Genomic DNA, 25,159 nt, shown 5'->3' on the forward strand with positions numbered 1-25,159 from the left:
GATGGCGTGGCGACTTTCTCTCACCCCAGTTCGGGCGCCGCCGCCGGAGGCGTCTTCGTTCGGCATTTCTCAACCGGCGAACTTCCGGTTCAGGATCAGTTCGGTGCGTGGCGCTCCATGCTCTCCGACACGATCGATCTTCTGCCGACATCCGAGTCGTCCGGACCGTTCGAAGCCGACTTCTCATCCTGGACCTTCGGCGACATCGTCCTGACCAGGACATTCTACACCAACGCGCCCGAACGCCATTGGCTGCATCGGCCGAAGTCCTTCCTGGATCATTGGTGCGTCGTACTGGCCCATGAGCGTGGGCGCGGCAGCGCCTATCCCGATTTCAGGTCCCCGGCCCACCTCAGCTTCCGCTCACTTGCCATGCCCTTCGAGGGAAAGGCACGGGATACGGAAGTATTGACGCTCTTCCTGCCGAGAGACTTCTGCCGGGACGAACGCGAAGATTTCGAGAGGGCGCACGGCCTGGAGATCAACCCGGAACTGGGCGCCATACTTGCTGGCCATATGGAAAGCCTCGCCCAGCACTTGCCCCATATTTCGGCGGAGCATGCCCAGGGGCTCGCTGTGGCGACGCGCTCCCTCGTGGCCGCCTGCATCACGTCACGCAGGCCGCATGGCGATGCCGAGAGGATGTCGCTGAGCGACCTGCTCATTGGCCGGATCCGTATCGCCGTTCGCCAGAACATGGCGTCGCCGGAGTTCAACCCCGATCAACTGGCCCGGCTGATGGCCATGTCCCGATCAAAACTCTATCGGCTTTTCGAACAGACTGGCGGCGTCGCCCATTTCATCAACCGCGAGCGACTGCAGGAAGCGCACCGCCGCCTTGCTGCCCCACGCGATGCCTTGCCAATCCACATTATCGGCAATGAGGTGGGCTTCACCGATCATTCCACCTTCAGCAGGGCCTTCCGGCGCGAATTTGGCTACAGCCCCAGCGAAGTGCGCGAGCGCAGCATCGCCCGCCACGGCGCTGCGCCCTTTGACGTCTTGGCCGGCGACAAGGCCACTGACGATGACACCTCCTCGCCCGCGGGTGTCGGAACAGGGGATCAGCACCCCCCCTCATCAATCGGTCGAATGCCGAGATGGGAGAGCTGACCGACGTGCGACCTTCGACATGATGCGGGCGACCGGGCGCCTCTCGTTTCTCTACGCGGCCCTGTTTTTCGAACTCGGCATCAACCTGCCGTTCTTTCCGCTTTGGCTCAAGGCTCAATCGCTGGACAGCGAGGCGATCGGGATTATCCTCGCCGCCCCGTTGCTCACCCGCGTCGTCGCCAACCCTCTCGTCGGCGCGCTCGCTGACCGGAGCCAACGGATATCAACCGCGCTCGTCGTCTGCTCTGTCGCCGTCGCTCTGGGAACGGGCGTCCTGGCCTTTGCCAGGGGTTTCCTGCCCATCCTCCTTACGGTAATCGCGATCGCCCTTGCCCAGGGGCCGCTGATCGCATTGACGGACACGGTGGCCCTGCGCAACCTCAAGGAGCATCGATCCGCCATATTGCGCTATGGGCGCATCCGCCTGTGGGGGTCGGCAGGCTTTGCCCTGGCCAATCTCACCGCCGGCTTGATGCTCGACTGGCTTCCCGTATCCACCATCGTCCAGATGCTGTTCATCTCGGCCGTGGTGACGGCGCTGGCCGCCATGGCGGTTGCGGCGATGCGTCTGCCCAAGGCGGTGGCGACAACTGTTGTTGGAGCCGATGGACAACCCGGACAGCCTCTTCTGCTGGCACTGACCATAGCCGGCGCGGCGCTTGTCCAGGCAAGCCATGCCGCGATCTATGGTTTCAGCACGATGCACTGGCAAAGCCTCGGCTTTTCCGGCGGCGCCATGGGCGGGCTCTGGGCGGCCGGCGTTCTATCCGAGATCACGTTCTTCGGCCTGGTGGGCTATGCAGCCCGCAGCTCGACGGGCGCGGCGGTCCTGCTTGCCGCCGGTGCGGCGGCGGCGACGCTGCGCTGGCTGGGAATGGCAGCGAACCTTGACCTCGCCTTTATCTTCCTCCTGCAGATGCTGCATGGCCTGACCTTCGGCGCGACCCATCTCAGCAGCGTCTTTCTGGTCGCCAGGCTTGCGCCTCCGCGAATGCTGGCGCAGGCTCAAACTTGGCTGGCGGCCTCATGGGCCGGCCTCATGGCGGGTCTCACGAGCCTCGCCGGCTACCTCTACGGGTCGTGGGGCGAGCAGATCTATGACCTGATGGCGGCCATCTCGGCCGCAGGCTTTCTCCTATTCCTTCCGGTCGTCCTCAGCCTCAGGAAGAGGGCGCCGCTGCCGCTCGCCATGGGGGGTGAGGCCGCGCCGCCGGTCTGAAGATTGGGATAGGCAGCGAAGATTTGGGATTCTGAGCTCATCCCCCTCTACGGGACTATTGCTAGCGTCCTCCAGCCACCTGGGACGTTCGGCGTGATGAACCTTGACCTGCACCTCGCGCAAATCCGGCGTGGATGGAATCGTTCCTTCCCATCCAAGTCGATGAATCGGCTCGTCTGTTTTCGAACGGAGCCGATCCGCACCAGACGGACTTGCTCAAAGATCCGACGGTCTTTTTCTTGTGGCTCTCGGGGAACGACATGATGGGACCGCACGGCTTGCAGGGAAAGCTATTCCTTATGCATCGATATGTCGGCGCAAGGATGTTGCGGCGCGCCAGCACCACACGGCGTGGGTCTCTGGCATGAGTGCGCGCGGCAAAGAGCGTTTCCTTCCGGCCATGATTCTCGTCGCCATCACCCTTGGGACGGCAGCGTGCCAGCGCGAGGAAGCCGAGGCGCCCCCGGCGGTTCGAAAGGTGCGCACCATCACCGTCGAAAAGCCACCCGAGGCCGCCGACATGATCTTCACCGGTCATATCGAGGCCAAGGACAGCGCCGCCCTGTCGTTCCGCATCGGCGGACGCATGGCGGAACGCAATGTCGGCGTTGGCGCGACCGTGACCGCGGGCGACGTCGTCGCCCGCCTCGATCCGGAGAATGAGCTCAATGCGTTGCGCTCGGCCCGGGCCGCCCTCGCCGCCGCCCAGGGTCTCATGCGCAAAGCGGAGAACCAGTATCAGCGCCAGAGCCATCTGCTCGCGCGCAATGTGACCACCCGCGCGGATTTCGAGATCGCGGAACAGGCACGAACCGCCGCACAGGCCCAGGTCGATTCGGCGATGGCGCGCCTCCAGTCCGCGGAAGATGTGGTCGGTTTTACGGTCCTGACGGCCGACGCGCCGGGTGTGGTGACCGAGGTCGGGGCCGAGCCGGGCGAGGTCGTGACGCCGGGACGCATGATCGTGCAACTCGCCAGACGGGACGGCCGCGATGCGGTCTTCGAGGTGCCGGCCGATGTCGTGCGCACCCTTTCTCCCAATATGCCCATGCAGGTTGCGCTCTCCAGCGACCGGACCGTGACGGCCGTCGGCCGCGTGCGCGAGGTCGCGCCGCAAGCCGACCCCGTCACGCGAACCTTCCGGGTCTGGGTCGGCCTGTCCGATCCGCCTCCCGCCTTCCGGCTCGGAACGACGGTCTCGGGCATGCTGCGCGGGAGCGAGGCCTCGGTTCTCGCCATTCCATCGACCGCCCTGGTCCACCGGGGGCAAGACTTAGGCGTCTGGGTGGTCGACCCTCAGAAGCTGACCGTTTCCATGCGTAGCCTCGACGTGCTGAGCACCGACCCGGCCACGGCTTTGATCGGGAAGGGTCTGGCGCTTGGCGACATCGTCGTCACGGCCGGCGCAAATCTTTTGCAGGACGGCCAGCAGGTCCGGCTGACCGGGGCGGAAACACGATGACTTTCAACCTTTCGGAATGGGCGCTCAAGAGCCGTTCGGTCGTGATCTATCTCATGATCATCGCCGTGGCCGCCGGCGTGCTGGCCTTCATGAAGCTCGGCCGCAACGAGGACCCGTCGTTCGTCATCAAGTCGATGGTCGTATCCGCCGCCTGGCCGGGCGCGACGATGGAAGACACGCTGACGCAGGTCACCGAGCGTCTCGAACGCCAGCTCGAGGAGACGCCGGGCCTCGATACCGTGCGCAGCTATACGACGCCGGGCGTGACGACGATCTTCGTGGAATTGAAGGAATCGGTGCCGGCCCGCGACGTCCAGGACACCTGGTACCGCGTTCGCAACCTGGTCGCCGACATGCGCCATACCCTGCCCGCGGGCACGGTCGGGCCGTTCTTCAACGACCGCTTCGGCGATACCTTCGGCATCATCTACGGCTTCACCGCGGACGGCTTCACCGGCCGCGAACTGCGCGACCACGTGGAGGCGATCCGGTCGCGCCTGCTGCTCGTCCCGGACGTGTCGAAGATCGAGATCATCGGTGCGCAGGACGAGCGCATCTTCGTCGAATTCTCGGTCAGGGAGCTCGCCAATCTCGGCATCGATCGCAGTACGCTGCTGGCGGCGCTGCAGAGCCAGAACATCGTCCGCCCCGCCGGCGTCATCCAGACAGCGGACGAGAAGCTCTCGCTGCGCGTCTCCGGCGCCTTCCAGTCGGAAGCCGACCTGCTCAATGTCAATTTCCCGGTGGGCGACCGCATGGTCCGTCTCGCCGACATCGCCACGATACGGCGCGGCCATGCCGATCCGCCGCAACCGATGTTCCGCGTCAACGGACAGGAGGCGATCGGTCTCGGTATCGCGATGCGCGACGGTGGCGACATCCTGGCTCTGGGCCGGAACATCAAGACGGCCATGGCTGACATCACCGCCAACCTGCCGCTCGGCATCGAGCCCCGGCTCGTTGCCGACCAGGCGGTGACGGTCGATCACGCCATCGATGATTTCATGACCTCGCTGTGGCAGTCGATCGCCATCATCATGGCGGTGAGCTTCATCAGCCTCGGCGTTCGCCCCGGCCTCGTCGTCGCGCTGTCGATCCCGCTGACCCTCGCCGTCGTCTTCGCCGTGATGCTGGTGGCCGGCATCGACATGCAGCGCATCTCGCTCGGGGCGCTCATCATCGCGCTCGCCCTTCTCGTCGACGACGCCATGACGACCACCGACGCGATGGTGACCCGCCTCGCGGCCGGTGACGAGAAGACCAAGGCCGCGACCTACGCCTTCAAGAAATACGCGATGGCGATGCTGGCGGGAACTCTTGTGACGATCGCCGGATTCGTGCCGATCGGCTTCGCGGCGAGTTCCGCCGGCGAATATACCTTCACGCTGTTCGCGGTCGTCAGCATCGCGCTGGTGGTGTCCTGGTTCGTCGCGATCATCTTTGCGCCGGTGCTCGGCGTCGCCATGCTGAAGGCCCCGAAGGCCGATGCAGCGAAAGCGCCCCCCGGACGGGTGGAGCGGACCTTCCGGCAGATGTTGTCCGGCGCGATCAAACTGCGCTGGATAACGATCGCCGTGACGCTTGGACTGTTCGCCCTGTCGGTGCTGGCGCTGCCGCTGGTGCCGCGACAGTTCTTTCCGGCCTCGGACCGGCCTGAACTGCTCGTCGACCTGACCCTTCCGCAGAATGCATCGATCTATGCCAGCGAAGCGCTCGTGAGCCGGTTCGACGCGGCCTTGAAGGGCGATCCGGATATCGAGCGCTGGAGCACCTATGTGGGACGTGGCGCCATCCGCTTCTATCTGCCTTTGAACGCCCAGCTCCCCAACGACTTCTTCAGCCAGGCCGTGATCGTCGCCAAGGACGTGCCCGCCCGTGAAAGGCTGCAGGCCAAGCTTGAGAAGATGCTGGCCAACGACTTTCCCAACGTCGTGTCACGCGTCTACCCGCTTGAACTCGGGCCGCCGGTCGGATGGCCGGTGCAGTATCGGGTGAGCGGGCCGGACCTCTCCGAAGTGCGGTCGATCGCGATGAAGGTCGCGCAGGCCGTCGCCGCGGATCCCAATGCCAGGCAGGTCAATTTCGACTGGATCGAGCCCGCGCGCGAATTGCGCCTGCGGGTCGATCAGGACGAGGCGCGTCGCCTCGGCCTCAGTTCCCAGGCGCTGGCGACGGCCCTCAACGCCGTTGTATCGGGCACGGTCGTGACGCAGGTGCGCGACGACATCTACCTCGTCGACGTCGTGGTGCGGGCCCAGGACGCCGACCGCGTTTCGCTGGAGACGCTGAGGACCATGCAGGTGGCCCTGCCCGGTGGCCGGTCGGCACCCCTGTCGCAATTCGTCGCCTTCGATTACGGGCTGGATGCCCCGCTGATCTGGCGACGCGACCGCGTGCCCAATCTCACCGTCGCTGCGGACGTCGCGCCCGGCATCCTGCCGGAAACCGTGGTCTCCGCCCTGCAGCCGTCCATCGATGCCTTGAACAAGACGCTGCCGCCCGACTACAGCATCGCCGTTGGCGGAACCGTCGAGGAAAGCGCCAAGTCGCAGGCCTCCGTCATCGCGGTCGTTCCCGTGATGCTGCTGATCATGCTGACGGTCCTGATGGCTCAGCTCAGGAGCTTCCGGCTGCTGGGGATCGTGCTCACCATCGCGCCGCTCGGTCTCATCGGCGTCGTCGGAGCGCTCTTGATCGCGGGTAAACCGCTGGGCTTCGTCGCGCTCCTCGGCATTCTCGCCCTGATCGGCATCATCACAAAGAATGCGGTGATTCTGGTGGGCCAGATCGAGGCCGAACGCGCGACCGGCAAGACCATTGTCGATGCGGCCCTCGACGCCAGCAGCACGCGGTTCCGGCCGATCATGCTGACCGCGATCTCGACGGTGCTCGGCATGATCCCCATCGCTCCGACCGTATTCTGGGGCCCGATGGCTTTCGCCATCATGGGCGGGCTATTGGTCGCGACGGTGCTCACGCTCATCCTCTTGCCGGTGCTCTATGTCACCGTCTTCAACCGCGGCGCATCCGCGCGAACGGGGACCGAGGCGCCGACGACGGCCACCGCGGGAGTATCTGCGCAATGATCCCACATTCAAGAAGGCAGCTCCGCTTCCCCCGAGCCCCGGGCCTGCGCCTCACGATGGCAGCCATGCTCATCCTGACGCTTGCCGCCTGCCAGGATGAGGCGGTGGCTCCTTCCGAAGGGCGGCCGGTCCGCGTCGTCACGGTGGAAGCCGGCAAGCTGTCCAGCGATATCAAGCTCAGCGGTGAGATCCAGGCCGAGAAGAATGTGGGGCTCGCGTTCCGCATCGGCGGCCGCGTGATCGAGCGGCAGGTCAATGTTGGCGATCGGGTTGCCGCCGGCCAGGTCGTCGCCCGCCTGGATCCGACCCTGGAACGCAATGAACTCACCGCGGCGAAGGCCGCGCTACAGGCGGCCCGGGGCGAGGTCAACACCGCGCGCAACATGTTCGAGCGCCAGGAGCGCCTCATGGCCCAGGGGTTCACGACCCGGCCACGCTTCGATCAGGCCCTGAAGGCTGAGGAGACCGCCCAGGCCCAGCTCGAGAATGCCGAGGCGCAACTCGAGCTGGCGCAGGACCGGCTGGGTTTCACCGAGTTGCGGGCCGGCATCGCAGGGATCGTGACGGCGCGCACCATCGAGCCCGGCGAGGTCGTGCAGCCCGGCCAGGTCGTGATCCAGCTGGCGCGCGAGGACGGCCGGGATGCGGTCTTCAACGTGCCCGCCCGCTTGTTGGAAACCCAGGTCGGCGACAGTACGATCCGCGTCGCGCTGGCGGATGCCCCGACCGTGACCGCGCTCGGCCGCATCCGCGAGGTGTCGCCACAGGCCGATCCCGTGACGCGAACCTTCACGGTCAAGGTCGGCCTGATCGATCCACCGGCGGCCATGCAGCTCGGCGCCACCGTGGTTGGAACGCTCGAAGTCTCGACGGCGGCTATCATCACCATCCCGGCCAGTGCCCTGACGCAGCAAGGCCAGTCGCCCGCGGTCTGGATCGTCGATCCCGCCTCGTCGACGGTCTCCTTGCGCAACGTCGATATCCTGCGCTTCGATCCGGATGACGTCATCGTTTCACAGGGACTTGAACCGGGGGAGATCATCGTCTCCGGGGGCATTCAGGCACTCCACCCCGGCCAGCGCGTGCGCCCGCTGCCGGTGACGCCGGACCCTGCGCGCTCCGCCGCGGCCCGACCGGCCAGCCGTCCCGCCATACCTCCTTCCTGAGCTGCGGACCGATTGCTCCGCGGCAGGCGGAGGCCGCTGTTCGGGCGCCGGCCATCCCGAAGGGTTCGCCCCTTCTGAGCCAAGCGGACCCGAAGGGTTCGCCCCTTCTGAGCCAAGCGATGCGATGATGCCCACGTGGAAACACTCCCTGGAAATCACCCCCGCGGTCGGCGATGCGGAACGGCTGAAGACGGGATTGCTCGTTCTCGGCGTATTCCCTGAGGGCCCACTGACCGGCACCGCGCTTCGACTCGACGCGCGAACCGGCGGGAGGCTGTCGCAGGTCCTGGCACGCGGCGCGCTCGGCGTGACGCCCGCAGCGATGCTGCTGCTCGATCACCTTCCGGGCTCTGCCGCCAACCGCATCTTGCTGGTCGGCCTTGGTCCTTTTGCTGACTTTTCAGAACGCTCTTACAGGCTGGCGCTCGCGGCAACGGCGCGCTTTATCGCGGACAGCGTGGTTTCGGATGCCGTGGTGACCCTCCCGGAGCATCCGGTCCCTGAGCGCTCGTTGAACTGGCGGATCCAGCACGCCGCGCAGCTCCTGGCCGATGGCGGCGACAGCTTCAGGCGACCAGATGTCCGAGAAGGCCGAAGAGGGCGTCACCGGGCCAAGCACAGCATCATGCTGCTCGTTCCGCAGACCCTCACGGCTGAACTCATCGGCGCTCTGCGCCAGGGTATTGCCGTTGCGGAAGGCGTCAGCCTGGCCAGGGATCTCGGCAATCTGCCGGGCGATATCTGCACGCCGGCTTTTCTCGCCAAGACAGCCACGGAGATGGGTAAAGCCTTCGGGCTAGAGGTCGAGGTGCTCGAGCGACAGGACATCGCGGCGCTCGGGATGGGGACACTTCTTGAGGTCGGGAAGGCAGCCGCCAATTCCTGCAGGCTCATCGTGATGCAATCCAATGCGCGCAGAGGGCGTGGCAGGCCGATCGTGCTCATCGGCGAGGGCATCACCTTCGATAGAGCCAGCACCCCGCCCGTGCCGGGGGAAGCCGGCGCCGACGCGATGCACGCCAACGTGAGCGGCCTCGGCGGTGTGCTCGGCGCCATGCGCACGGTCGCGCGGCTCAGCCTGCCCATCAACGTGATCGGGCTGGTCGCCGCGGCCGAGACGACGATCGACGGCCCAGACAGCAGGTCCGGTTACTGCGTGCGGTGCTTGTCCGGCCAGATGATCGAGATCCGCTCGCGGGAGGAGGAAGACTGCCTCCTCCTCTGCGATCTTCTGACCTATGCCGAACGCTTTCTGCCGGCCTGCGTCGTCGATGTTGCAGCGCTGACTGACGACTGTGCCGCAGCCCTCGGCCCACATGCCAGCGGCTTGTTCTCCAACAACGACGCGTTGGCGGCCGAGCTCATGCGGTGCGCGGGGATGTCCGGGGACCGGACCTGGCAGCTGCCCCTTTGGAACGACGAATGTGGCCAACCCGACAGCCGCGTCAGTGGCACCGGCAATCTCGGCGGCCGCACCGGGGATGGGACAACCGCGGCTTGTTTCCTTGCACGTTTTGCCAAAGCCTATCCGTGGGCGCATATCGACATCTCCCGTAGGGCCTCGATCTCTGACGGGTCGAAGGCTTCGACCGGCCGGCCTGTCCCGTTGCTCGCAGAGTTTCTGATCAGCCGCGCTGCCGATGCGGCAGCATCGGGTCATTCCGCGCCTTCGCTTGCAACGATGGAGCCACATCGATGAGCCCTATGACAGATGTCGCCCCGCCAGACGTGCGGCTGACGGTCGCCGCGTCGGGCTCATCCGATGCCGCGTTTCCATGACAACCGAATGGAGCCTCGGCGACGAAGCGGAACAGGCCCAATGGGCCAACGCAACGATGCATTTGCGCGATTTTCAGCCGCTGCTGCCGGCGGAAGCGGAGGTGGTCGCCCGACTTCTCAGCGGCGATTTCGACCGGCTGGGCGACGGTTCACGTCCGGAGCACGCCGATCCGACGCGCGTCATTCGCGCGCCCTTCCTGCGTTTCCTCATGCTCGGCGGCGAACCGGGATGCCGGCCGCATGAGAAAGGTGTCCGAATCAGCGGCGCCTGGATCACCGACGTCCTCGATCTCGAAGCCTGCCGCGTCTTCCGCGATATCGGGCTGAACGACTGCCATTTCGAATTGGCGCCCATCCTGCGGGCTGCGATCATCAACCGCCTTTTCCTCGACGGCTCCCGGCTCCCGGGCCTTCAGGCCGAGCGGCTCGAGGCGCGCGGGGGCATCTACCTGCGCGGCGCCGAGATCAACGGCGCCGTCAACGTCGCGCAGTCGCGTTTCGGCGGAAACCTCGAATGCGACGGCGCGACCCTGCGCTCCCCCGGCGGCTATGCGTTGCTCGCATCGAGCCTCGAGGTCCGAAACGTGCTCCTGCGCGGCGCGACCATCCGTGGCGGGGTCAATCTCTCGAGCGCGCTGCTCTCTGCCGATTTCGACTGTGCCGGCGCCAGCATCGCCTCTGCCGAAGGGAGCGCAATCGATGCCAGCGCGATCGAGACCAACGGCAGCGTGGTCCTGCGCAGCGCCCGCATCGAGGGCGAAATGCGCCTGACGGCGTCGGCGATCGACGGCGACGTCGATTGCTCCGGTGCGAGCCTCCGCAATCCGGACGGCATGGGGCTGGAATTGAGCCGGGCCACGGTCAAAGGGGCGTTCTTTCTGCGCCGCGAGGCGGGCATATTCGGTGTTCTGGCGTTGACCGGGGCCTCGATCGGCACCATCCACGACGATGTGCCGTCCTGGCCCGAGAGCGGCAATCTTCTACTCAATCGTTGCCGCTACGGCGCCTTCATCGACGGGCCCGTCGATGCCAAAAGCCGGCTCGACTGGCTCGCGCGGCAGGCGCCCGAACGCTGGGGCGAGGATTTCTGGCCGCAGCCCTATGAGCAGCTGGCGAGCGTCTTCCGCGAAATGGGTCATGGCGAGGATGCCCGCGCCGTGCTCGTCGTCAAGGAGCGCCTGCAGCGGCGCGCACGGCGGCAACGCGCGCACAACCGCGCCTTGCGCGCCCTGCTTGGCGCCACCGACGGCATTCTCGGCATCACGCTTGCCTATGGCCGGCAGCCGCTGCTGGCCTTCGTCTGGCTTCTCCTTTTCTGGGCTCTCGGTGTCGCCGTGTTCACCTATGCCGAGCATCGCGGCGCGATCATGCCCAACAGCGCCGTCGTCCTGCGGTCTCCCGAATGGACCCTATGCGGCGTTCCACGCACCGAGCAGCGCTCGCTGCTGGCGACACAGCAAACGCAGGGACTGGCGGAGCCGGGGCAAAGCCAGCTCGGCTGCTTCCGCCAGCGTTGGGAAGCGTCGAGCTACCCGGATTTCAATCCGTCGATGTATTCGCTCGATACACTGCTCCCCGTCCTCGACATGGGCCAGAAGGCATTCTGGCGTCCCAATCCGCTGGTACCGGGCGGCCTTGTCGCCATCAACTACTTCTACTTCCAGTCGATCATCGGCTGGGCGCTCAGCCTGCTGGCAGTCGCCGGCTTTTCAGGATTGGTGAAGTCGCCATGACGAGAGGGCTTCACCTTGCAACCAGGATGGAACGACGTGACCCATGCTCCCCGATCGGCTGAAGCGGACCAGCCCGGCAACGCGGGCAAGCCCGCGCCCCTGACCATCGATCTCGCGCTCCAGGGTGGCGGCGCCCACGGTGCCTTCACCTGGGGCGTGCTCGACCGGATCCTCGAAGAGGACTGGCTGGAGATCAACGCGATTTCGGGAACCTCGGCGGGCGCCATGAATGCAGCGGTCCTGGCGTCCGGCTATATCACCGGCGGACGCCAGGGCGCGCGAGATGCCCTGCACCTGTTCTGGCAGAAGGTGTCGGAAGCGGCGCGTTTCAGCCCCTTCCAGCGCAGCCCCCTCGATATCCTCCTGGGACGCTGGACGCTCGACAACTCGCCGCTGTTCGTTGCGATGGACATGATGTCGCGGGTGGTTTCGCCCTACAGCCTCAATCCTGCCGGCAACAACCCGCTGACCGATATCCTGTCCGACGTCATCGATTTCGATGGACTTGCGAAGAGCCCGATCAAGCTCTTCATCACCGCGACCAACGTGCGCACAGGCCGCGGGCGCGTGTTTCGCAACACCGAGATCACGCCTGAGGTCCTGCTCGCTTCCGCCTGTCTGCCGACCCTGTTTCAGGCGGTCGAAATCGATGGCGAAAGCTACTGGGACGGCGGTTATTCCGGCAACCCGACGATGACGCCGCTGATCAAGGAGAGCGACGCGCTGGACACCATTCTCGTCCAGATCAATCCCGTTGAACGTCCCGGCACGCCGCGCACGGCGCGTGACATCCTGAACCGCCTCAACGAGGTCTCCTTCAACGCGGTCTTGCTGAAAGAGCTGCGGATGATGGCGCTCCTGCGGCAGAAGGCCAACCCCGAGAGTGGCGAGGGCGCGCGCTGGGCCGGCATGCGCATTCACCGCATCACCAGCGACGCCATGGCCGAGTTGGGCTATTCCTCGAAGCTCAATGCCGAGTGGGAATTCCTGACCATGCTCCACGACGAGGGGAGACGGGCCGCGGAGGCCTTCTATCGGCAGCACCGGGACGCTATAGGCAAAGTTTCGACACTCGACCTCGACGAATTGACCGAAGGGGTCTGATATAGCCAGCCATGAGCATCTCGATGCTGTCCCCCTTCAGACCAGCCCCCCACCAGGAATTTCGATGACCACCGGCAAGATCCATCAGAGCGCCCTCGTGCTGATCGCAATCATCCTGGCCGTCGCCGCGCTGTCCATCGCCAGCTCGGTCTTCGCCCCGGTTGCCTTCGCGCTCTTCATCATCGCCCTCGTCTGGCCCCTGCAGAAGGCGTTGCAGGGCTTTCTACCGAAGCTGCTGGCTCTTGCCATCAGCGTCATCGTCATGGTGGTGGTGTTCTTCGCCTTCGGCTCGATGATCGTCTGGGCCTTCGGCCGCGTGGGACGCTGGATCGTCAGCGACGCGGCGCGCTTTCAGGCCTTCTACGACCAGATCACCCTGTGGCTGGAAGGGCACGGCGTGGCGGTCGCGGGGGCGTGGTCCGAGAATTTCAACGTCAGCTGGATCCTGCGCACCGCCCAGACCATCACCGGCCGGCTCAATACGACGATGAGTTTCTGGCTGGTCGTGCTCGTCTACGTCATCCTCGGCCTCCTGGAAGTCGATGATTTCGGACAGAAGCTGCGGAGCATGCGCAACCGTGAGGTCAGCAACGTTCTTCTTGTCGGCAGCACGCAGACCGCCAGCAAGATTCGCCGCTACATGCTGGTGAGGACGGCCATGAGCGTGATCACCGGCCTGCTCGTCTTTGCCTTCGCCAAGGTCGTCGGTCTCCAGCTTGCCGAGGAGTGGGGCTTCATCGCCTTCTCGCTGAACTATATCCCCTTCCTCGGCCCCCTTGTGGCGACCGTGTTCCCGACCCTGTTCGCAATGGCGCATTTCGAATCCTGGCAGGCCGTCTTCGCGGTCTTTGCCTGCCTCAATCTCATCCAGTTCGTCGTCGGCAGCTATATCGAACCGCGCGTCGCGGGCAATGCCCTGTCGGTCTCCCCGGCGGTCGTGCTGTTCTCGGTCTTCTTCTGGAGCTATCTCTGGGGCATCTTCGGCGCCTTCATCGGCGTGCCGATCACCATCGCCCTGCTGACGTTCTGCGCGCAGCACCCCGCGAGCCTCTGGCTCGCAGAACTGCTCGGTTCGCCTGAAAAGGACAAGCGTCCGGCCGTCGAAAGCTCAGCCATCAGGACGTGAGCCCGGCCGCGTCGGCCGGGCTCGGCTCCATATCGATCCGCTGCGGCGCGAGCAGGGCAAGCCCGCCATCGGCCGCCGCGAGCGTGTGGATATAGAAATGCGTCGGCTCGCTGTCCGTCGCCTCCATGACGGGCGATGGCGCGGAGATGATCTTCAACGGGCCGCACCGCCCGATCCAGTCGATGTGACGGTGACCGTGCATCGCAACGATCCTGTGGCCGTGCGGCTTGAGCTTGCGCAGGAACAGGCTGCCGTTGATCAGCGCCGTGCCTATCCGCTCGGAAAACGCCTTGGCGGGCTGCGGATATTCCACCGGATGGTGATGCAGCGCGACGATCCAGCATGCCTTTGGAAATTGCGCGATGACCGCGAGCATGGCCCGCATGTCCTCCTCACCCACCAGGCCCAGCGCATTGGTGAAGGAGAAATGCGTCTCCGCGTTGGAGTTGAGAAGGACGAGCCCGAGACCCTCCTCCTCCGTCGGCGGCAGGACCATCGGGAAAGCCCTGTCCCAGATGTCCCCAAGCCCGAGCGACAGGCGCAGGCTGCCGGCATCGGCGAAGGCCGCGATGGTCTTGCGGTGAGGCTCCAGCGCCTGTGTCAGGCTGGGACCGATGCGCTTCCCTTCCCAATCCACGACATGCACGCGGTCCCCCTGCATGCCGGCCATGGCCGACAGCGCCCGCATCTCCCGCAAGCGCTTGCCCGGGCTGGTCGGCAGTTCGAGCCGCGCCGGGTTGGCACGATCGACGATATTCACGTCGTGGTTTCCGGGCAGGATATAGCAGCGTTCCGCCAGCGCGGGATAAGCTGCCACCACGTCGAGGAACTCCGCCCATTCGGCCGAGCGCCCCGCATCGGTCATATCGCCCGTGATCAGCAGGAGATCCAGCGGCTCGCGCGCATGGATGGCATCCAGCCTTGCGAACACCTGATGAAGGCGCTCATTGCCCCGCGGGCCGGCGCGGCCACTCTCGATCCGGAAGCCATAGCGCTCGCCGACGACGTGGATGTCCGAGAGATGCGCGACCCGCCATCTGCGCGCGGTCGCCGGCGCGTCATCGAACTGCGCCAGATCCCGCGGCTGATCCATCAGGCCGTCGGCCAGCCCCCAGGCCAACGAAGCCACCGCCAGATAGCCCGCCATGACGGAGATCGTGTTCGCGAGGGCGGGAACGATCAATCGCAGGGGATCGGCGAGATCGGCCATGCCACCGGACCAGCGGGTATGCGGCCACGCGGTCAAGGCGATTGCGGAGGCAATGCCGCAGGCAAGAAGCCCCGCCCCGATGGCGGTTGTCGCCCGGAGATAGGCGCGTTTGGTCTCGCCCGCGCCAGTCGTCAGGAAACGCTCGGCCAGATGGCGCAACCCCTCGCGACATAAGGCGTAACCCGGCTGCACCACAAGAGAATTCAAGGACCAAAAGTTCCGCTCGGCGATGCGAAAGAGCGGGCGAAAGGCATACCACCCGATCGCCGCAAACAGAGCCAGAAGCATCAACGACCCGATGCCCGCAATCGCATAGACGCGGCCCGACACGGAGGCGAACCACGCCGTGGCGATAAGCGGCACGAGACCCAGCAGGACGCCGGGGATCAGCGCCAGGATGACCCAGGCCAACGCCAGTTTGGGGATGTTGATTTCCCCAAGCAGACTTCCCGCGACGGCAAGCAGCGACCGCTTCTTGGTGCTGCAGACATCATCCTCGGCATCGCCGGCGCGCGGCTCAATGATCGGTCGCATGGGTCAGGTACCCGCCGCGCGGCGCATCTTCATCAGCATCCGTCAAAAACTCCCCCGCGCCGTCCACACCCGCGGCGACAACTGAACGATCCGCTCTCCAGCGGGCATAGCCTCGATCCCCGCGCTTTGCACATGCTTTAGCTTGCGCTTGGCTGACCGGCGCCGAGAATGGGACGCTGGGCACAGCCGTGGGACGGGAAGCCGATGACCGGAAACGGGGTGAATGCTATTTTAATATCAACGAGTTAGTCAGAGTTTTACGGATTGTTATCCGCAATGGAATGAAGCATTGATATGCGTCTTGGCTAGGCGATTTCTCCACACTGAATGATATCGCCTCGGCGTGGAGGCTGCATATCCGCCGAACTCGTGTCGTTGACAATAGAGACCTGTTTCGCGGTTGAAGGAAAGCAGCTTTTGCGAAGTCCCGGAAGCGTGATAACGCGGCTTTTGCTATGGAGCCCATGCGTGTCGCGATCGCCAAATGACCGCTTGATTATCGCCTTTCCACGATCGGAGGCTGCAGTGACCCGTTCGCCGGATGGTCTCGGGCATGTCCCCCCATGATGACGACGACGACGCCTGACGCGCGAACCTCACGATCCGGTCTCATTCTGCGCAGCGCCGGATTTCTGCTTCTGTGGATGATCCTGATCGGGCCTGCACCGAAAGACCTCGCCGTTGGTCTCGTCGCGGCAGTGGCCGCGACCTGGACCAGCGCAGCGCTATGGCCGGCGGGGGCAAGGCTGTCCATCCCCGGCATCATGCGCTTCCTCATGCGCTTCCTGATGCAGTCTGTCGTGGCCGGGATCGATGTGGCGTGGCGCGCGGTGACAACCCCTCCGGCCGTGGCGCCGGGCTTCGTGACCTTCCGGACGGCGCTTCCCGCCGGCATGATCCGCGCGACCGCCACAGCCATCATGAGCCTTCAGCCCGGCAAGCTGCCGGTCGCGTCGGAACCCGACGGCACGCTTCTCATCCATTGCCTTGATCGACGCGAGCCGGTCGCACAGCAGCTCGCCGCCGATGAGGCCGCATTCTGCCGCACCCTGACCGACGGCGGGCAACATGGCTGATGTCTTCACCGCAGCGGCGCTCGCCATTCTTGCGGCCACGGCGTTCGGCCTGTTCCGGGTGCTGCGCTCGCGGATTGCCGTCGAACGCATGATGGCGGTTCAGTTGCTGGGCACGGGTGGTGTCGCCGCCCTGTTGCTGCTGGGGGCTGCATCGGGTGTCGCGGCAACAAGCGATGCCGCCCTGCTGCTGATGCTGTTCGCGGCCTTTTCCTGCGCGGCCTTCACCCGGGGCGAGGAGGACACGCCAGACGAAGACCCGCAGCCAACGAAGGAGAAGACATGACCATCCTCGCCCATGTCTTCACGCTCCTGGCGGTCACCGCCGGCGCGCTGCTGTTTCTGGCCGGCACGATCGGCCTCCTGCGCTTTCCCGATACGCTGAGCCGTCTCCATGCCCTCAGCAAGGCGGATAATCTCGGGCTCGCCTTGATCGTGCTCGGGCTCCTGCCGCAAGCCGCCAGCCTCACGGACGGGCTGAAGCTGATCTTGATCTGGCTGCTGGCGCAGCTCTCCGCCGCGACGGCGAGCCAGCTGATCGCCGGCAGCCTCAACCGCCGCAAATCCGGCCCATGACGCTGCTGTTCGACCTTGCCCTTGTCGCCTGGCTGATTGCGCTGGCGGGGCACATCGCCATGACGCGCGAAGACCGGAACGCGATCGTCGCCTTCATCGCCTTCGGGTTGCTGCTCGGGCTCGCGTGGGTTCGGCTCTCGGCACTCGACGTCGCCTTGACCGAGGTGGCGATTGGCGGCGGTGTCACCGGCGTGCTGCTCTTGAGCGCAGAGGCCCACCTGCGCAAGCCTCTCGCGCAGGACAGCGCACAGGACCGTCCACATGACGGGCGTCGGCGCCTGGGCAACGTCGGCACGATCGCCGCGGCGCTCGCCTCAGCGGCTGTGACCGCGGGGCTCGCGCTCGCCGTTCTCGCCCTTCCGACGCCCGCTCCGACGCTCGCGCCCGTCGCAGCGGCGGCGCTTGACACGACCGGCCTCGGCAATCCCGTAACAGCGGTGCTGCTCGCCTATCGCGCACTGGATACGCTACTGGAGAAGGTGGTTCTTCTCCTCGCGCTGGTCGGCGTCTGGTCGCTTGCGCCCGACCGCACCTGGGGCGGCGCACCGAGCCTCGCGCCAGCCGTCGCGCCCGAACCTCTCGTCTATCTCGCACGCGTGCTGCCGCCCATCGGCGTGGTGATCGCGGTCTACATGTTCTGGGTCGGCGCCGACGCGCCGGGCGGCACCTTCCAGGCGGGCACCGTGCTCGCCGCGATGTGGCTGATCGTCATGCTTGCCGGCCTGCGGCAGCCACCGGACACGGCCCATCGCGTGCTTCGCCTGCTTCTGGTCGGCGGCCCCGCGCTGTTCCTCGCCGTGGGCTTTCTCGGCTTCTTCATCGCGGATGGCTTCCTCTCCTATCCGGAGCCTATCGCGAAGCCCCTGATCCTCGGCATCGAGGCCGCTCTCACCCTGTCCATCGCGGCGACATTGGCGATGCTCGTCGCCGGCCCCGCGCAGAAGGCGCCTGAGCCGTGACCGCCGCCTTGACCCCCACCACCCTGTTCGGCCTCGGCGGCGCGGCGCTCGTCGGCATCGGCCTGTTCATGGTCATCACCCATCCGAGCCTGCTGCGCCGGGTGGTCGGTTTCAACCTCATCGGCGCGGGCATATTTCTTGTCTTCGGCGTCATCGCCCGGCGTGGCGCGGCGGCCGGCTTTGCAGGCGACCCGGTCCCCCAGGCGCTGGTCATCACGGGTATCGTCGTCGCCTTCTCCGCCACGGCGCTCGCCGTTGCCCTGCTGCGACGGCTGTTCGACCTGACCGGCAGACGCGATTTCGACAGCGAGGCGCCCTCCGCATCGCAATCGCGGGGCGAGCCATGACTTCGCTTGCGACGGCAGAGGGACATTTCACCGCGACGAACGGCTATCTGCTGGTTCTCGCTGTCATGCTGCCGGTCTGCGCGGTGCTGGCGATGCTCGCCCTCGGCCCTCGCCACACGGCGCGTGTCGCCCTCGGCACCCTGGCCGTCGGGCTGGCCGTCGCCGTGACCATCGCGGTCGAACTGTTCCGAAGCGGGACCGGCCTGGTCTACGCCATCGGCGGTTGGTCGCCTCCTCTTGGCCTCACGCTGCGGGCCGACGGGCTGTCGGCCGTGATGCTCGTGATGACAGCCGTCGTCATCACGGCGGCCGGCCTCTTCGCCAGGGCGCAGCATGGGCTCGATCCCGCAATGCGCGACGGCAGGGCCCCCACGACGTTCTGGATCCTGCTCATGGCGATCTGGAGCGCGCTGAACGTGGTCTTTCTCGGCGAGGACCTGTTCAATCTCTATGTCGCCCTGGAGCTCCTGACTTTCGCCGCGGTTCCCCTCGTCTGCCTCGACGGCCGCGCGGAAACCGTCGCTGCGGCGCTGCGCTACCTGATGTTCGCGCTTCTCGGATCGCTGCTCTATCTCCTCGGCACCGCCTTGCTCTATGGCCGTTTCGGGACGCTCGACCTGCAGATGCTGTCCGGCATGCAGGCGAGCGGCCCGGTCGTCTCCGTCGCGCTCGCCCTGATGATCGTGGGGCTTCTCGCCAAGGCGGCCCTGTTTCCGCTGCATCTCTGGCTGCCGCCCGCCCATGCCGGCGCGCCTGCCGCCGCAAGCGCCGTTCTCTCGGCGCTGGTCATCAAGGCGCCGGTCTTCCTGATCCTGCGTCTCGTGCTCGACGTTGCGCCCCCTGAGGCCGCGCGCTTGGCAGGGCAGTGTCTCGCCATCCTCGGCGGGGCGTCGATCCTGTTCTGCAGCGTGATGGCGCTGACGCAGGCGCGCCTGAAGCTGATGATCGCCTATTCCACCGTCGCGCAGATCGGCTATCTCTTCATCGTCTTTCCGCTCGCGGCCGGAACCGAGGATCTGCCCGTCTGGGGGACGATCGCCTGGACGGGCGGCGCGCTCCAGCTCGTCTCGCATGCGCTCGCCAAGGCGTCGATGTTTCTCGCCGCCGGCGTCATTGCCGAAGCCCTTGGCCATGACCGCATCGCCGAACTCGGCGGCTTCGGCCGGGTGCTGCCGATGAGCGCGGCAGCCTTCGGTCTCGCGGGGCTTTCGCTGATGGGCATACCGCCGAGCGGCGGCTTCGTCGCGAAATGCCTGCTGCTGACGGCCGCCGTGGTGAACGGCCACCCCTGGCTCGCGGCGACGATCCTGATCGGCGGCCTGCTCGCCGCCGGCTATGTCTTCCGCGTGGTCGACCGCGCGCTCGCAACGCCCGCGGCCCCGCTCCATCTGCGCAAGGCGATCCCCCGCCGCCTTGAGATCGTCGCCCTGGCGCTCGCCATCGCCGCGGTCCTGCTTGGCTTCGTGCCGCTCCAGCCCTTCGGCTTCCTGCAGATCGGCCGCGCCGCGCATGTTACAGTGGTGGCGCCATGAGCATCCAGGGCCTGTTGCTGCCGGCTTCGATCCTGCTGCCGCTCGCCATGGCGCTCTTCTGCCTGTCCCGGAATTTTCGCGCAAAAGTTCCGTTTCTCATCGTGATTGCGCCTCTTCCGGCGCTGCTCGCGGCCGTCTTCGCGCCGGATGGAACCGTCGTGTTCTTTCCGCCGCCGTTCCGGCTATCGCTCGTGCTCGACCGGCCGGGGGCGGTCCTGCTCGGCGGCGCGGCGCTCCTCTGGAGCGCAGCCGGCGCCTACACCGCGTCCTATATGGGGCACGAGCCGTCGGCCCCGCGCTTCGCCGTCTGGTGGCTGCTGACGCTCGCCGGAAGCCTTGGCCTGTTCATCGTGGGCGACGTCGCCAATTTCTACCTGCTCTTCACGCTGGCGAGCCTCGCGGCCTTCGGCCTGATCGTGCATGAGCAGACGGAACGCGCCCACAGGGCAAGCCGCGTCTATGTCGTGTTGGCGCTTCTCGGAGAGGCCTTTCTCCTGCTGGCCTTCGTGATGCTCGCCGCCAGCCATCCGGATGCCAATCCGCTGATCCGGGACGTGGTCGCGACGCTGCCGGCGTCACCGATGCGCAACGGCATCGTCGCCCTTCTCGTCCTCGGCTTCGCCCTCAAGATGGGCCTCGTGCCCCTGCACGTCTGGCTGCCGCTTGCGCATCCGGCGGCGCCGATGCCAGCCTCCGCCGTCCTCAGCGGCGTGGTGGTGAAGGCAGGCGTGATCGGGCTCATCCGCTTCCTGCCGTTCGACGCGGGCCTGCCGTTCTGGGGACCGGTTCTGATGACGCTCGGCCTCATCACGGCCTATTATGGCGTCGCCGTAGGGATCACGCAGACCCGCGCCAAGACCATCCTGGCCTATTCCACTGTCAGCCAGATGGGCCTCATCGCCGTGCTCCTCGGCGTCGGCCTCGCGACGGCCGAGGCGGGATCGACCAACCTCGTCGCCTATTACGCCGTTCACCATACCCTGGTGAAAGGCGCGCTCTTTCTCGCGGTCGGGATTCTCGCTGCAACGGGCGGGCCGCGACTGCGTCCGGTCTTCCTGCTCACGGCCATCCTGGCGCTCAGCCTCGGCGGCATGCCGCTGACCAGCGGCGCGCTCGCCAAGCTCGCGACCAAGCCGATGCTCGGATACGGATTTCTCAGCCTCGCCATGGCGCTGGCGGGCGCTGGCAGCACGTTGCTGATGCTCCACTTCCTCATCACCGTGGCCGGTGACATGAAGCGCGATCCCGGGTCGCGCGCGCCCCTCGGGCAGATCGGTCCCTGGCTCGTCGCGGCGCTTGCCTCGCTCGTCATTCCCTGGTCACTCTACCCCGGGTTGACCGGCGAACCCCTGACGAGCCTGCTCACGCCCGAGGCCCTGTGGAAGGTCACCTGGCCCATGCTGCTCGGCGGGGTCGCGATGCTGATCGTCCGGCGGCTGCCGTGGCTCTCCGGATCGATCCCGGAAGGCGACATCGTCGTCCTGGCGGAAGCCGGCGAGCCGGCCATTCGCCGCGTGGTCACAGGCATCACGCTGGCCGATGATCATCTGCGCCGCTGGTCGACCGCCGGACTGTGGCTGATCGGGCTCGTTGTCCTTTTCGGCGCAACGCTGATGCTGCAGAACTGACAGAGCGCAAACGTATCATGGAGTGGCCTCACATTTGAGTGCGATCGAGAGCACAGCGCTCATCACCGCCATCACCATTGCCCTGTTCGCCTGGAACAGGCTCCCGGTGATCGTCGTCGCGCTCGGCGCGGCGCTGGCGCTCTGGGCCGCGGGCGTCGTCACGCTCGAGCAGGCGCTGGCGGGATTTGGCGATCGCGCGGTCATGTTCATCGCCAGCCTGTTCATCGTCAGCGCGGCCTTGGAGAAGACCGGCGTCACGGCCTGGGCGGGCCAGTTGCTCATCGCCAAGGCCGGCGAGAACCGGCGTGCGCGCCTGCTGATCATCATCATGACGGCTGTCGGATGTCTCAGTGCCCTGATCAGCGGAGGCGGCGCGGTTGCAGCCCTCATCCCGGTCGTCGTGATGGCGGCGATCCGCCTGCGCCAGTCACCCTCACAACTCCTGATGCCGCTCGCCTTCGCAGCGCATGCCGGCTCGAACCTGCTGCTGACCGGCGCGCCGAAGAACATCCTGGTCTCGGAGGCGTTGGAGGACGCGGGCCTCAAAGGCTTCGCCTTCGCCGAATTCGCACTCGTCGGGCTTCCCCTGCTCGCCGGCACCATGGCGATCATCCTCATTCTCGGGCGGCGCCTGCTGCCTGAGAAGACGAGCGCACGGCTGCCTGCCGACTTCAGCCGGCACGCCCAGACGCTCGTCGAGCACTATGGATTGAGCGACGGCGTTTTCAGACTGCGCGTGCGCGCGACCTCACCCTATGCGGGACGATCCCCCGCCGATCTCGATATCGCCGACAATCCGCGCCTTGCGCTGATGGCGGCGCAGGCCGGCGCATCCGGCTTACCGCTGCGCACGCCAACGATCGCCACGGGCGACTACCTGCTCGTCAAGGGCGAGGCAGAGGCGGTTGCCAATCTGGCCGCCGAAAAACACCTCGCCTTGCGCGAAAGCGGGACGGAACCGGACAGCGGCCTGTTCAATCGCCGCTCCGGCCTCGCCGAGGTCGTCATACCGCCGCGATCGGCCCTCATCGGACGCATCATGTTTCCGGGGATGATCACGGACAGCGGCGACCTCGTGGTGCTCGCGGTGCAGCGGGCGGGGGTCGATCTTGAACCGGGCGACACCATGCAGGCCGGGGATACCCTGCTGCTCGAGGGAAGCTGGGAGGCGCTCGACCTCAACCTCGAGGATCCCGACGTGCTGGTCGTCAATTCACCGGATCTTGTCAGGCGCCAGGCCGTGCCGATGGGCGCAGGCGCCGGCGTCGCAGTCACGGTGCTGGCGGGCCTCGTGATCCTGCTCGCCACGGGCATCGTGCCGCCGGCCGTCGCCGGCCTCACTGCTGCCTGCCTGTTGATCCTCACCGGCATCCTGACGGTGGAGGAAGCCTATCGCGCGATCAACTGGACCACGGTGATCCTCGTCGGCGCGATGATGCCGCTCTCGGTCGCCATGGTGCAATCCGGTGCGGCCCAGCTTGTAGCTGACCATCTCGTCGGCCTCACCGGTGATGCGGGGCCGACCGTCTTTCTCGCCGGGCTCTTCGTCCTCACCGCAGGCCTTGGCCAGATCATGAGCAACACGGCGACGACCATGCTCGTCATTCCGATCGCCATGGCCTCGGCGAACGGCATGGGCGTGTCCCCGCGGCCGATCCTGATGAGCCTGTGCATCGCCGGCGCGGCCTCGTTCCTGACACCGATCGCCACCGCCACCAACATGATGGTGATGGGCCCCGGCGGCTACAGCTTCACCAGTTACTGGAAGCTCGGCACGCCGCTGATGCTCTGGTTTTTCGTGATGGCCGTGTTCTACGTGCCTCTCGTCTGGCGCTTCTGAGGCAGGTCTGTGCCCTATCGCGGCGCGGATGCCGCCGGGCGCTGCACATCTGCCAGCGTTTCGTCGACCCGGTCCACCAGATAGGGAAAGAACGGGTTCGACGACATCCGCAGCAGCGTATCGAGATCCATGACCAGAGTTCCGCGCTCGCCCCGCGCGGCAATGGCACCAAGCGCCAAGCCGAAATCCTCACTCCGATCAGGCTTGAGCCCATAGAGCGAATCGGTGATCGGAAACGGTAGCGCCACATGGGAGAGCGAAAACACATCGGGGGGATAGGTGAGGCCGAGCTCCCGCACGGTCTCGGTGCTGCCGCCGGCCGCGGTCACGCGCTCGACGACGTCGCCCGAATCCGGGCTCGCATTCGTGATGATCGCCACGCGGTAGGCCCGCGGCGGCGGCGGCACAATCCGGCTGATGAGCGTGTCGGACGCCGCACTCACGAGTGGCCCAAGCCTGGTGGCGCGGTTGAGATCGAACAGCACGAGTTCGCTGCCATTCGCCGGCAGGTACGCATAGAGCGCGGCGATGATCGCCTGCGTGCTGACGGTTGAGTCCATGACCGACTGGAACGTGATGATCGGCGCGAGATCCTTGAGCCGGCCGTCCCGCGCGAACTGCTGAATCTTCTGCTGCAACGTGCTGGACAGGAGGTATGACTGCCGCGCCGCGTTCACCGGGAAGGAGTTGTATTTGAAGGGATTGAATTCCGGGAGCACGCTGAGCCAAGCCGCCTTGGCGAAAGCGGGCAGGATCGCCGGCAGGCCCGCAAGCCCGGCGAAGCGTGCAAAGGCCGTGACGCCGATCATCGGGGACATCAGGATGATCCGGTCCGGCCGCGCGAGCGTCCCGTTCTCCAACGCCTCGAGCGCATACATCGTCGCCAGCGCGCCGCCATTCGAGTAGCCGACCAGATGCAGCGGCGCGGGCGCCGAGACACGCTTCCTCGCCTCCCGCACGGCAAGGCGCGTCGCGGCAAGCCAGTCCTCCCAGTCCACCTCGGTCAAGCCGGCAGGAACGGTGCCGTGGCCCGGGAGCCGGATCGCAATCGCCAGAAAGCCGCGGTCGCGATAATGGCGCGCGAGATGGAGCAGGCTATAGGGCGCGTCCGTCAGGCCGTGGAGAAAGACCGCAACGCCGACCGGCTTGCCCTGAGGCTCGAGGATGAAGGAGCGATTCCAGTCCTGCTTGAAATGCCCGGGGTGGATCGGGCTGCCTTCAAAATAGCGATTGACCGGAACGCGGTCCTCCGCCTCCAGCTTTTGTGTCACCTCCGTCCGGACGTCCGCGAATATTCGGTTCTCGGCGGTCAGATAGTCTTCGAGGCTCGCCCCATCGAGTTCTGCGCGCGAGAGCTCGTCGGGCACATAGGTGTGCCAGGGCTCGAGCGGCGGGCCCCGCCCGATATCGTAGATGCGGAGGCCGATGAGAAGAACGGCGATGATGGCGAGGACCGCGGCCCCCCGCTTCACGGTCTTGCTGACGAAACCGAACATTGCAAGGACCTTTTAGCGGCTTGCCGCGCCGATGCCGCGGTTCCCAACCCACGGCAGACTGCTATGCGATCACGCGGTGCCGGACAAGAAGCCGCCGGCATCTCACAACCGGAACGGCCCATGGCGATGCGCCCCCGACGCACGAAAGGCGCGCCGGGCGGCAACCGCCCGGCGGA

At 66.3% G+C, this 25,159-nt stretch carries 19 protein-coding genes; 17 read left to right on the top strand and 2 right to left on the bottom strand.

Annotation, left to right across the window (positions count from 1 at the left end):
- The first annotated feature begins 6 nt into the window (after nucleotides 1–6).
- From C7450_RS22805 to C7450_RS22850, 9 genes are all read left to right on the top strand, one after another.
- Nucleotides 7–1,113, top strand: a complete 1,107-nt coding sequence (locus C7450_RS22805) for a helix-turn-helix transcriptional regulator (RefSeq protein WP_170147376.1) — start codon at nucleotides 7–9, stop codon at nucleotides 1,111–1,113.
- Nucleotides 1,114–1,132: 19 nt separating this feature from the next.
- Nucleotides 1,133–2,332 carry an MFS transporter gene (locus tag C7450_RS22810; RefSeq protein WP_170147377.1) on the top strand — a complete coding sequence of 400 codons (1,200 nt, stop codon included), beginning with the start codon at nucleotides 1,133–1,135 and terminating at the stop codon, nucleotides 2,330–2,332.
- A gap of 364 nt (nucleotides 2,333–2,696) precedes the next feature.
- The gene (locus tag C7450_RS22820; RefSeq protein ID WP_110376772.1) at nucleotides 2,697–3,794 is read left to right on the top strand and encodes an efflux RND transporter periplasmic adaptor subunit; all 1,098 of its coding nucleotides are present in this window, start codon (nucleotides 2,697–2,699) and stop codon (nucleotides 3,792–3,794) included.
- A complete protein-coding gene (locus tag C7450_RS22825) occupies nucleotides 3,791–6,880 on the top strand; it encodes an efflux RND transporter permease subunit (protein ID WP_110376773.1) in 3,090 nt (1,029 codons plus the stop codon). Before C7450_RS22820 ends, C7450_RS22825 begins: the two co-directional genes overlap by 4 nt.
- A 65-nt stretch (nucleotides 6,881–6,945) precedes the next feature.
- Nucleotides 6,946–8,046 (top strand): efflux RND transporter periplasmic adaptor subunit, encoded by a 1,101-nt coding sequence (locus C7450_RS22830; protein WP_245450064.1) that lies wholly within the window; start codon nucleotides 6,946–6,948, stop codon nucleotides 8,044–8,046.
- Nucleotides 8,047–8,173: 127 nt separating this feature from the next.
- Complete coding sequence (locus C7450_RS22835) at nucleotides 8,174–9,745, top strand: leucyl aminopeptidase (protein WP_170147378.1); 1,572 nt, start codon at nucleotides 8,174–8,176, stop codon at nucleotides 9,743–9,745.
- 76 nt (nucleotides 9,746–9,821) lie between these two features.
- Nucleotides 9,822–11,558: a hypothetical protein gene (locus tag C7450_RS22840; RefSeq protein WP_110376776.1), complete on the top strand. Its 1,737-nt coding sequence runs from the start codon at nucleotides 9,822–9,824 to the stop codon at nucleotides 11,556–11,558.
- A 36-nt stretch (nucleotides 11,559–11,594) separates the two neighbouring features.
- Nucleotides 11,595–12,662 (top strand): patatin-like phospholipase family protein, encoded by a 1,068-nt coding sequence (locus tag C7450_RS22845; RefSeq protein ID WP_110376777.1) that lies wholly within the window; start codon nucleotides 11,595–11,597, stop codon nucleotides 12,660–12,662.
- 64 nt (nucleotides 12,663–12,726) lie between these two features.
- Nucleotides 12,727–13,788, top strand: coding sequence for an AI-2E family transporter (locus C7450_RS22850; protein ID WP_110376778.1), 1,062 nt, complete (start codon nucleotides 12,727–12,729; stop codon nucleotides 13,786–13,788).
- Here the strand turns inward: C7450_RS22850 and C7450_RS22855 are convergent.
- Nucleotides 13,778–15,532, bottom strand: a complete 1,755-nt coding sequence (locus C7450_RS22855; RefSeq protein ID WP_110376779.1) for a metallophosphoesterase family protein — start codon at nucleotides 15,530–15,532, stop codon at nucleotides 13,778–13,780. The genes C7450_RS22850 and C7450_RS22855 overlap by 11 nt on opposite strands.
- A 563-nt stretch (nucleotides 15,533–16,095) precedes the next feature.
- Between C7450_RS22855 and C7450_RS22860 the strand changes: the two genes are divergently transcribed.
- The 8 genes from C7450_RS22860 to C7450_RS22895 are packed head-to-tail and all read left to right on the top strand — an operon-like array spanning nucleotide 16,096 to nucleotide 23,487.
- Nucleotides 16,096–16,608, top strand: a complete 513-nt coding sequence (locus tag C7450_RS22860) for a Na+/H+ antiporter subunit E (protein WP_110376780.1) — start codon at nucleotides 16,096–16,098, stop codon at nucleotides 16,606–16,608.
- Nucleotides 16,601–16,891 carry a monovalent cation/H+ antiporter complex subunit F gene (locus C7450_RS22865; protein ID WP_110376781.1) on the top strand — a complete coding sequence of 97 codons (291 nt, stop codon included), beginning with the start codon at nucleotides 16,601–16,603 and terminating at the stop codon, nucleotides 16,889–16,891. The genes C7450_RS22860 and C7450_RS22865 overlap by 8 nt, the downstream gene beginning before the upstream one ends.
- A complete protein-coding gene (locus C7450_RS22870) occupies nucleotides 16,888–17,181 on the top strand; it encodes a cation:proton antiporter (protein ID WP_110376782.1) in 294 nt (97 codons plus the stop codon). The genes C7450_RS22865 and C7450_RS22870 overlap by 4 nt, the downstream gene beginning before the upstream one ends.
- A complete protein-coding gene (locus C7450_RS22875) occupies nucleotides 17,178–18,140 on the top strand; it encodes a hydrogenase subunit MbhD domain-containing protein (RefSeq protein WP_110376783.1) in 963 nt (320 codons plus the stop codon). The genes C7450_RS22870 and C7450_RS22875 overlap by 4 nt, the downstream gene beginning before the upstream one ends.
- Nucleotides 18,137–18,487: an NADH-quinone oxidoreductase subunit K gene (locus C7450_RS22880; protein ID WP_245450065.1), complete on the top strand. Its 351-nt coding sequence runs from the start codon at nucleotides 18,137–18,139 to the stop codon at nucleotides 18,485–18,487. The genes C7450_RS22875 and C7450_RS22880 overlap by 4 nt, the downstream gene beginning before the upstream one ends.
- A complete protein-coding gene (locus C7450_RS22885; RefSeq protein WP_110376784.1) occupies nucleotides 18,484–20,019 on the top strand; it encodes a complex I subunit 5 family protein in 1,536 nt (511 codons plus the stop codon). Before C7450_RS22880 ends, C7450_RS22885 begins: the two co-directional genes overlap by 4 nt.
- On the top strand, nucleotides 20,016–21,647 hold the full coding sequence (locus C7450_RS22890) for a complex I subunit 5 family protein (RefSeq protein WP_110376785.1): 1,632 nt from the start codon (nucleotides 20,016–20,018) through the stop codon (nucleotides 21,645–21,647). Before C7450_RS22885 ends, C7450_RS22890 begins: the two co-directional genes overlap by 4 nt.
- A gap of 34 nt (nucleotides 21,648–21,681) precedes the next feature.
- Complete coding sequence (locus tag C7450_RS22895; RefSeq protein WP_110376786.1) at nucleotides 21,682–23,487, top strand: SLC13 family permease; 1,806 nt, start codon at nucleotides 21,682–21,684, stop codon at nucleotides 23,485–23,487.
- A gap of 14 nt (nucleotides 23,488–23,501) precedes the next feature.
- Here the strand turns inward: C7450_RS22895 and C7450_RS22900 are convergent, their stop codons facing one another.
- Nucleotides 23,502–24,983 carry an alpha/beta hydrolase gene (locus C7450_RS22900; protein ID WP_110376787.1) on the bottom strand — a complete coding sequence of 494 codons (1,482 nt, stop codon included), beginning with the start codon at nucleotides 24,981–24,983 and terminating at the stop codon, nucleotides 23,502–23,504.
- Nucleotides 24,984–25,159 lie beyond the last annotated feature (176 nt).

The organism is Chelatococcus asaccharovorans (assembly GCF_003201475.1).
In the GTDB taxonomy this organism is placed as follows: Bacteria; Pseudomonadota; Alphaproteobacteria; order Rhizobiales; family Beijerinckiaceae; genus Chelatococcus; species Chelatococcus asaccharovorans.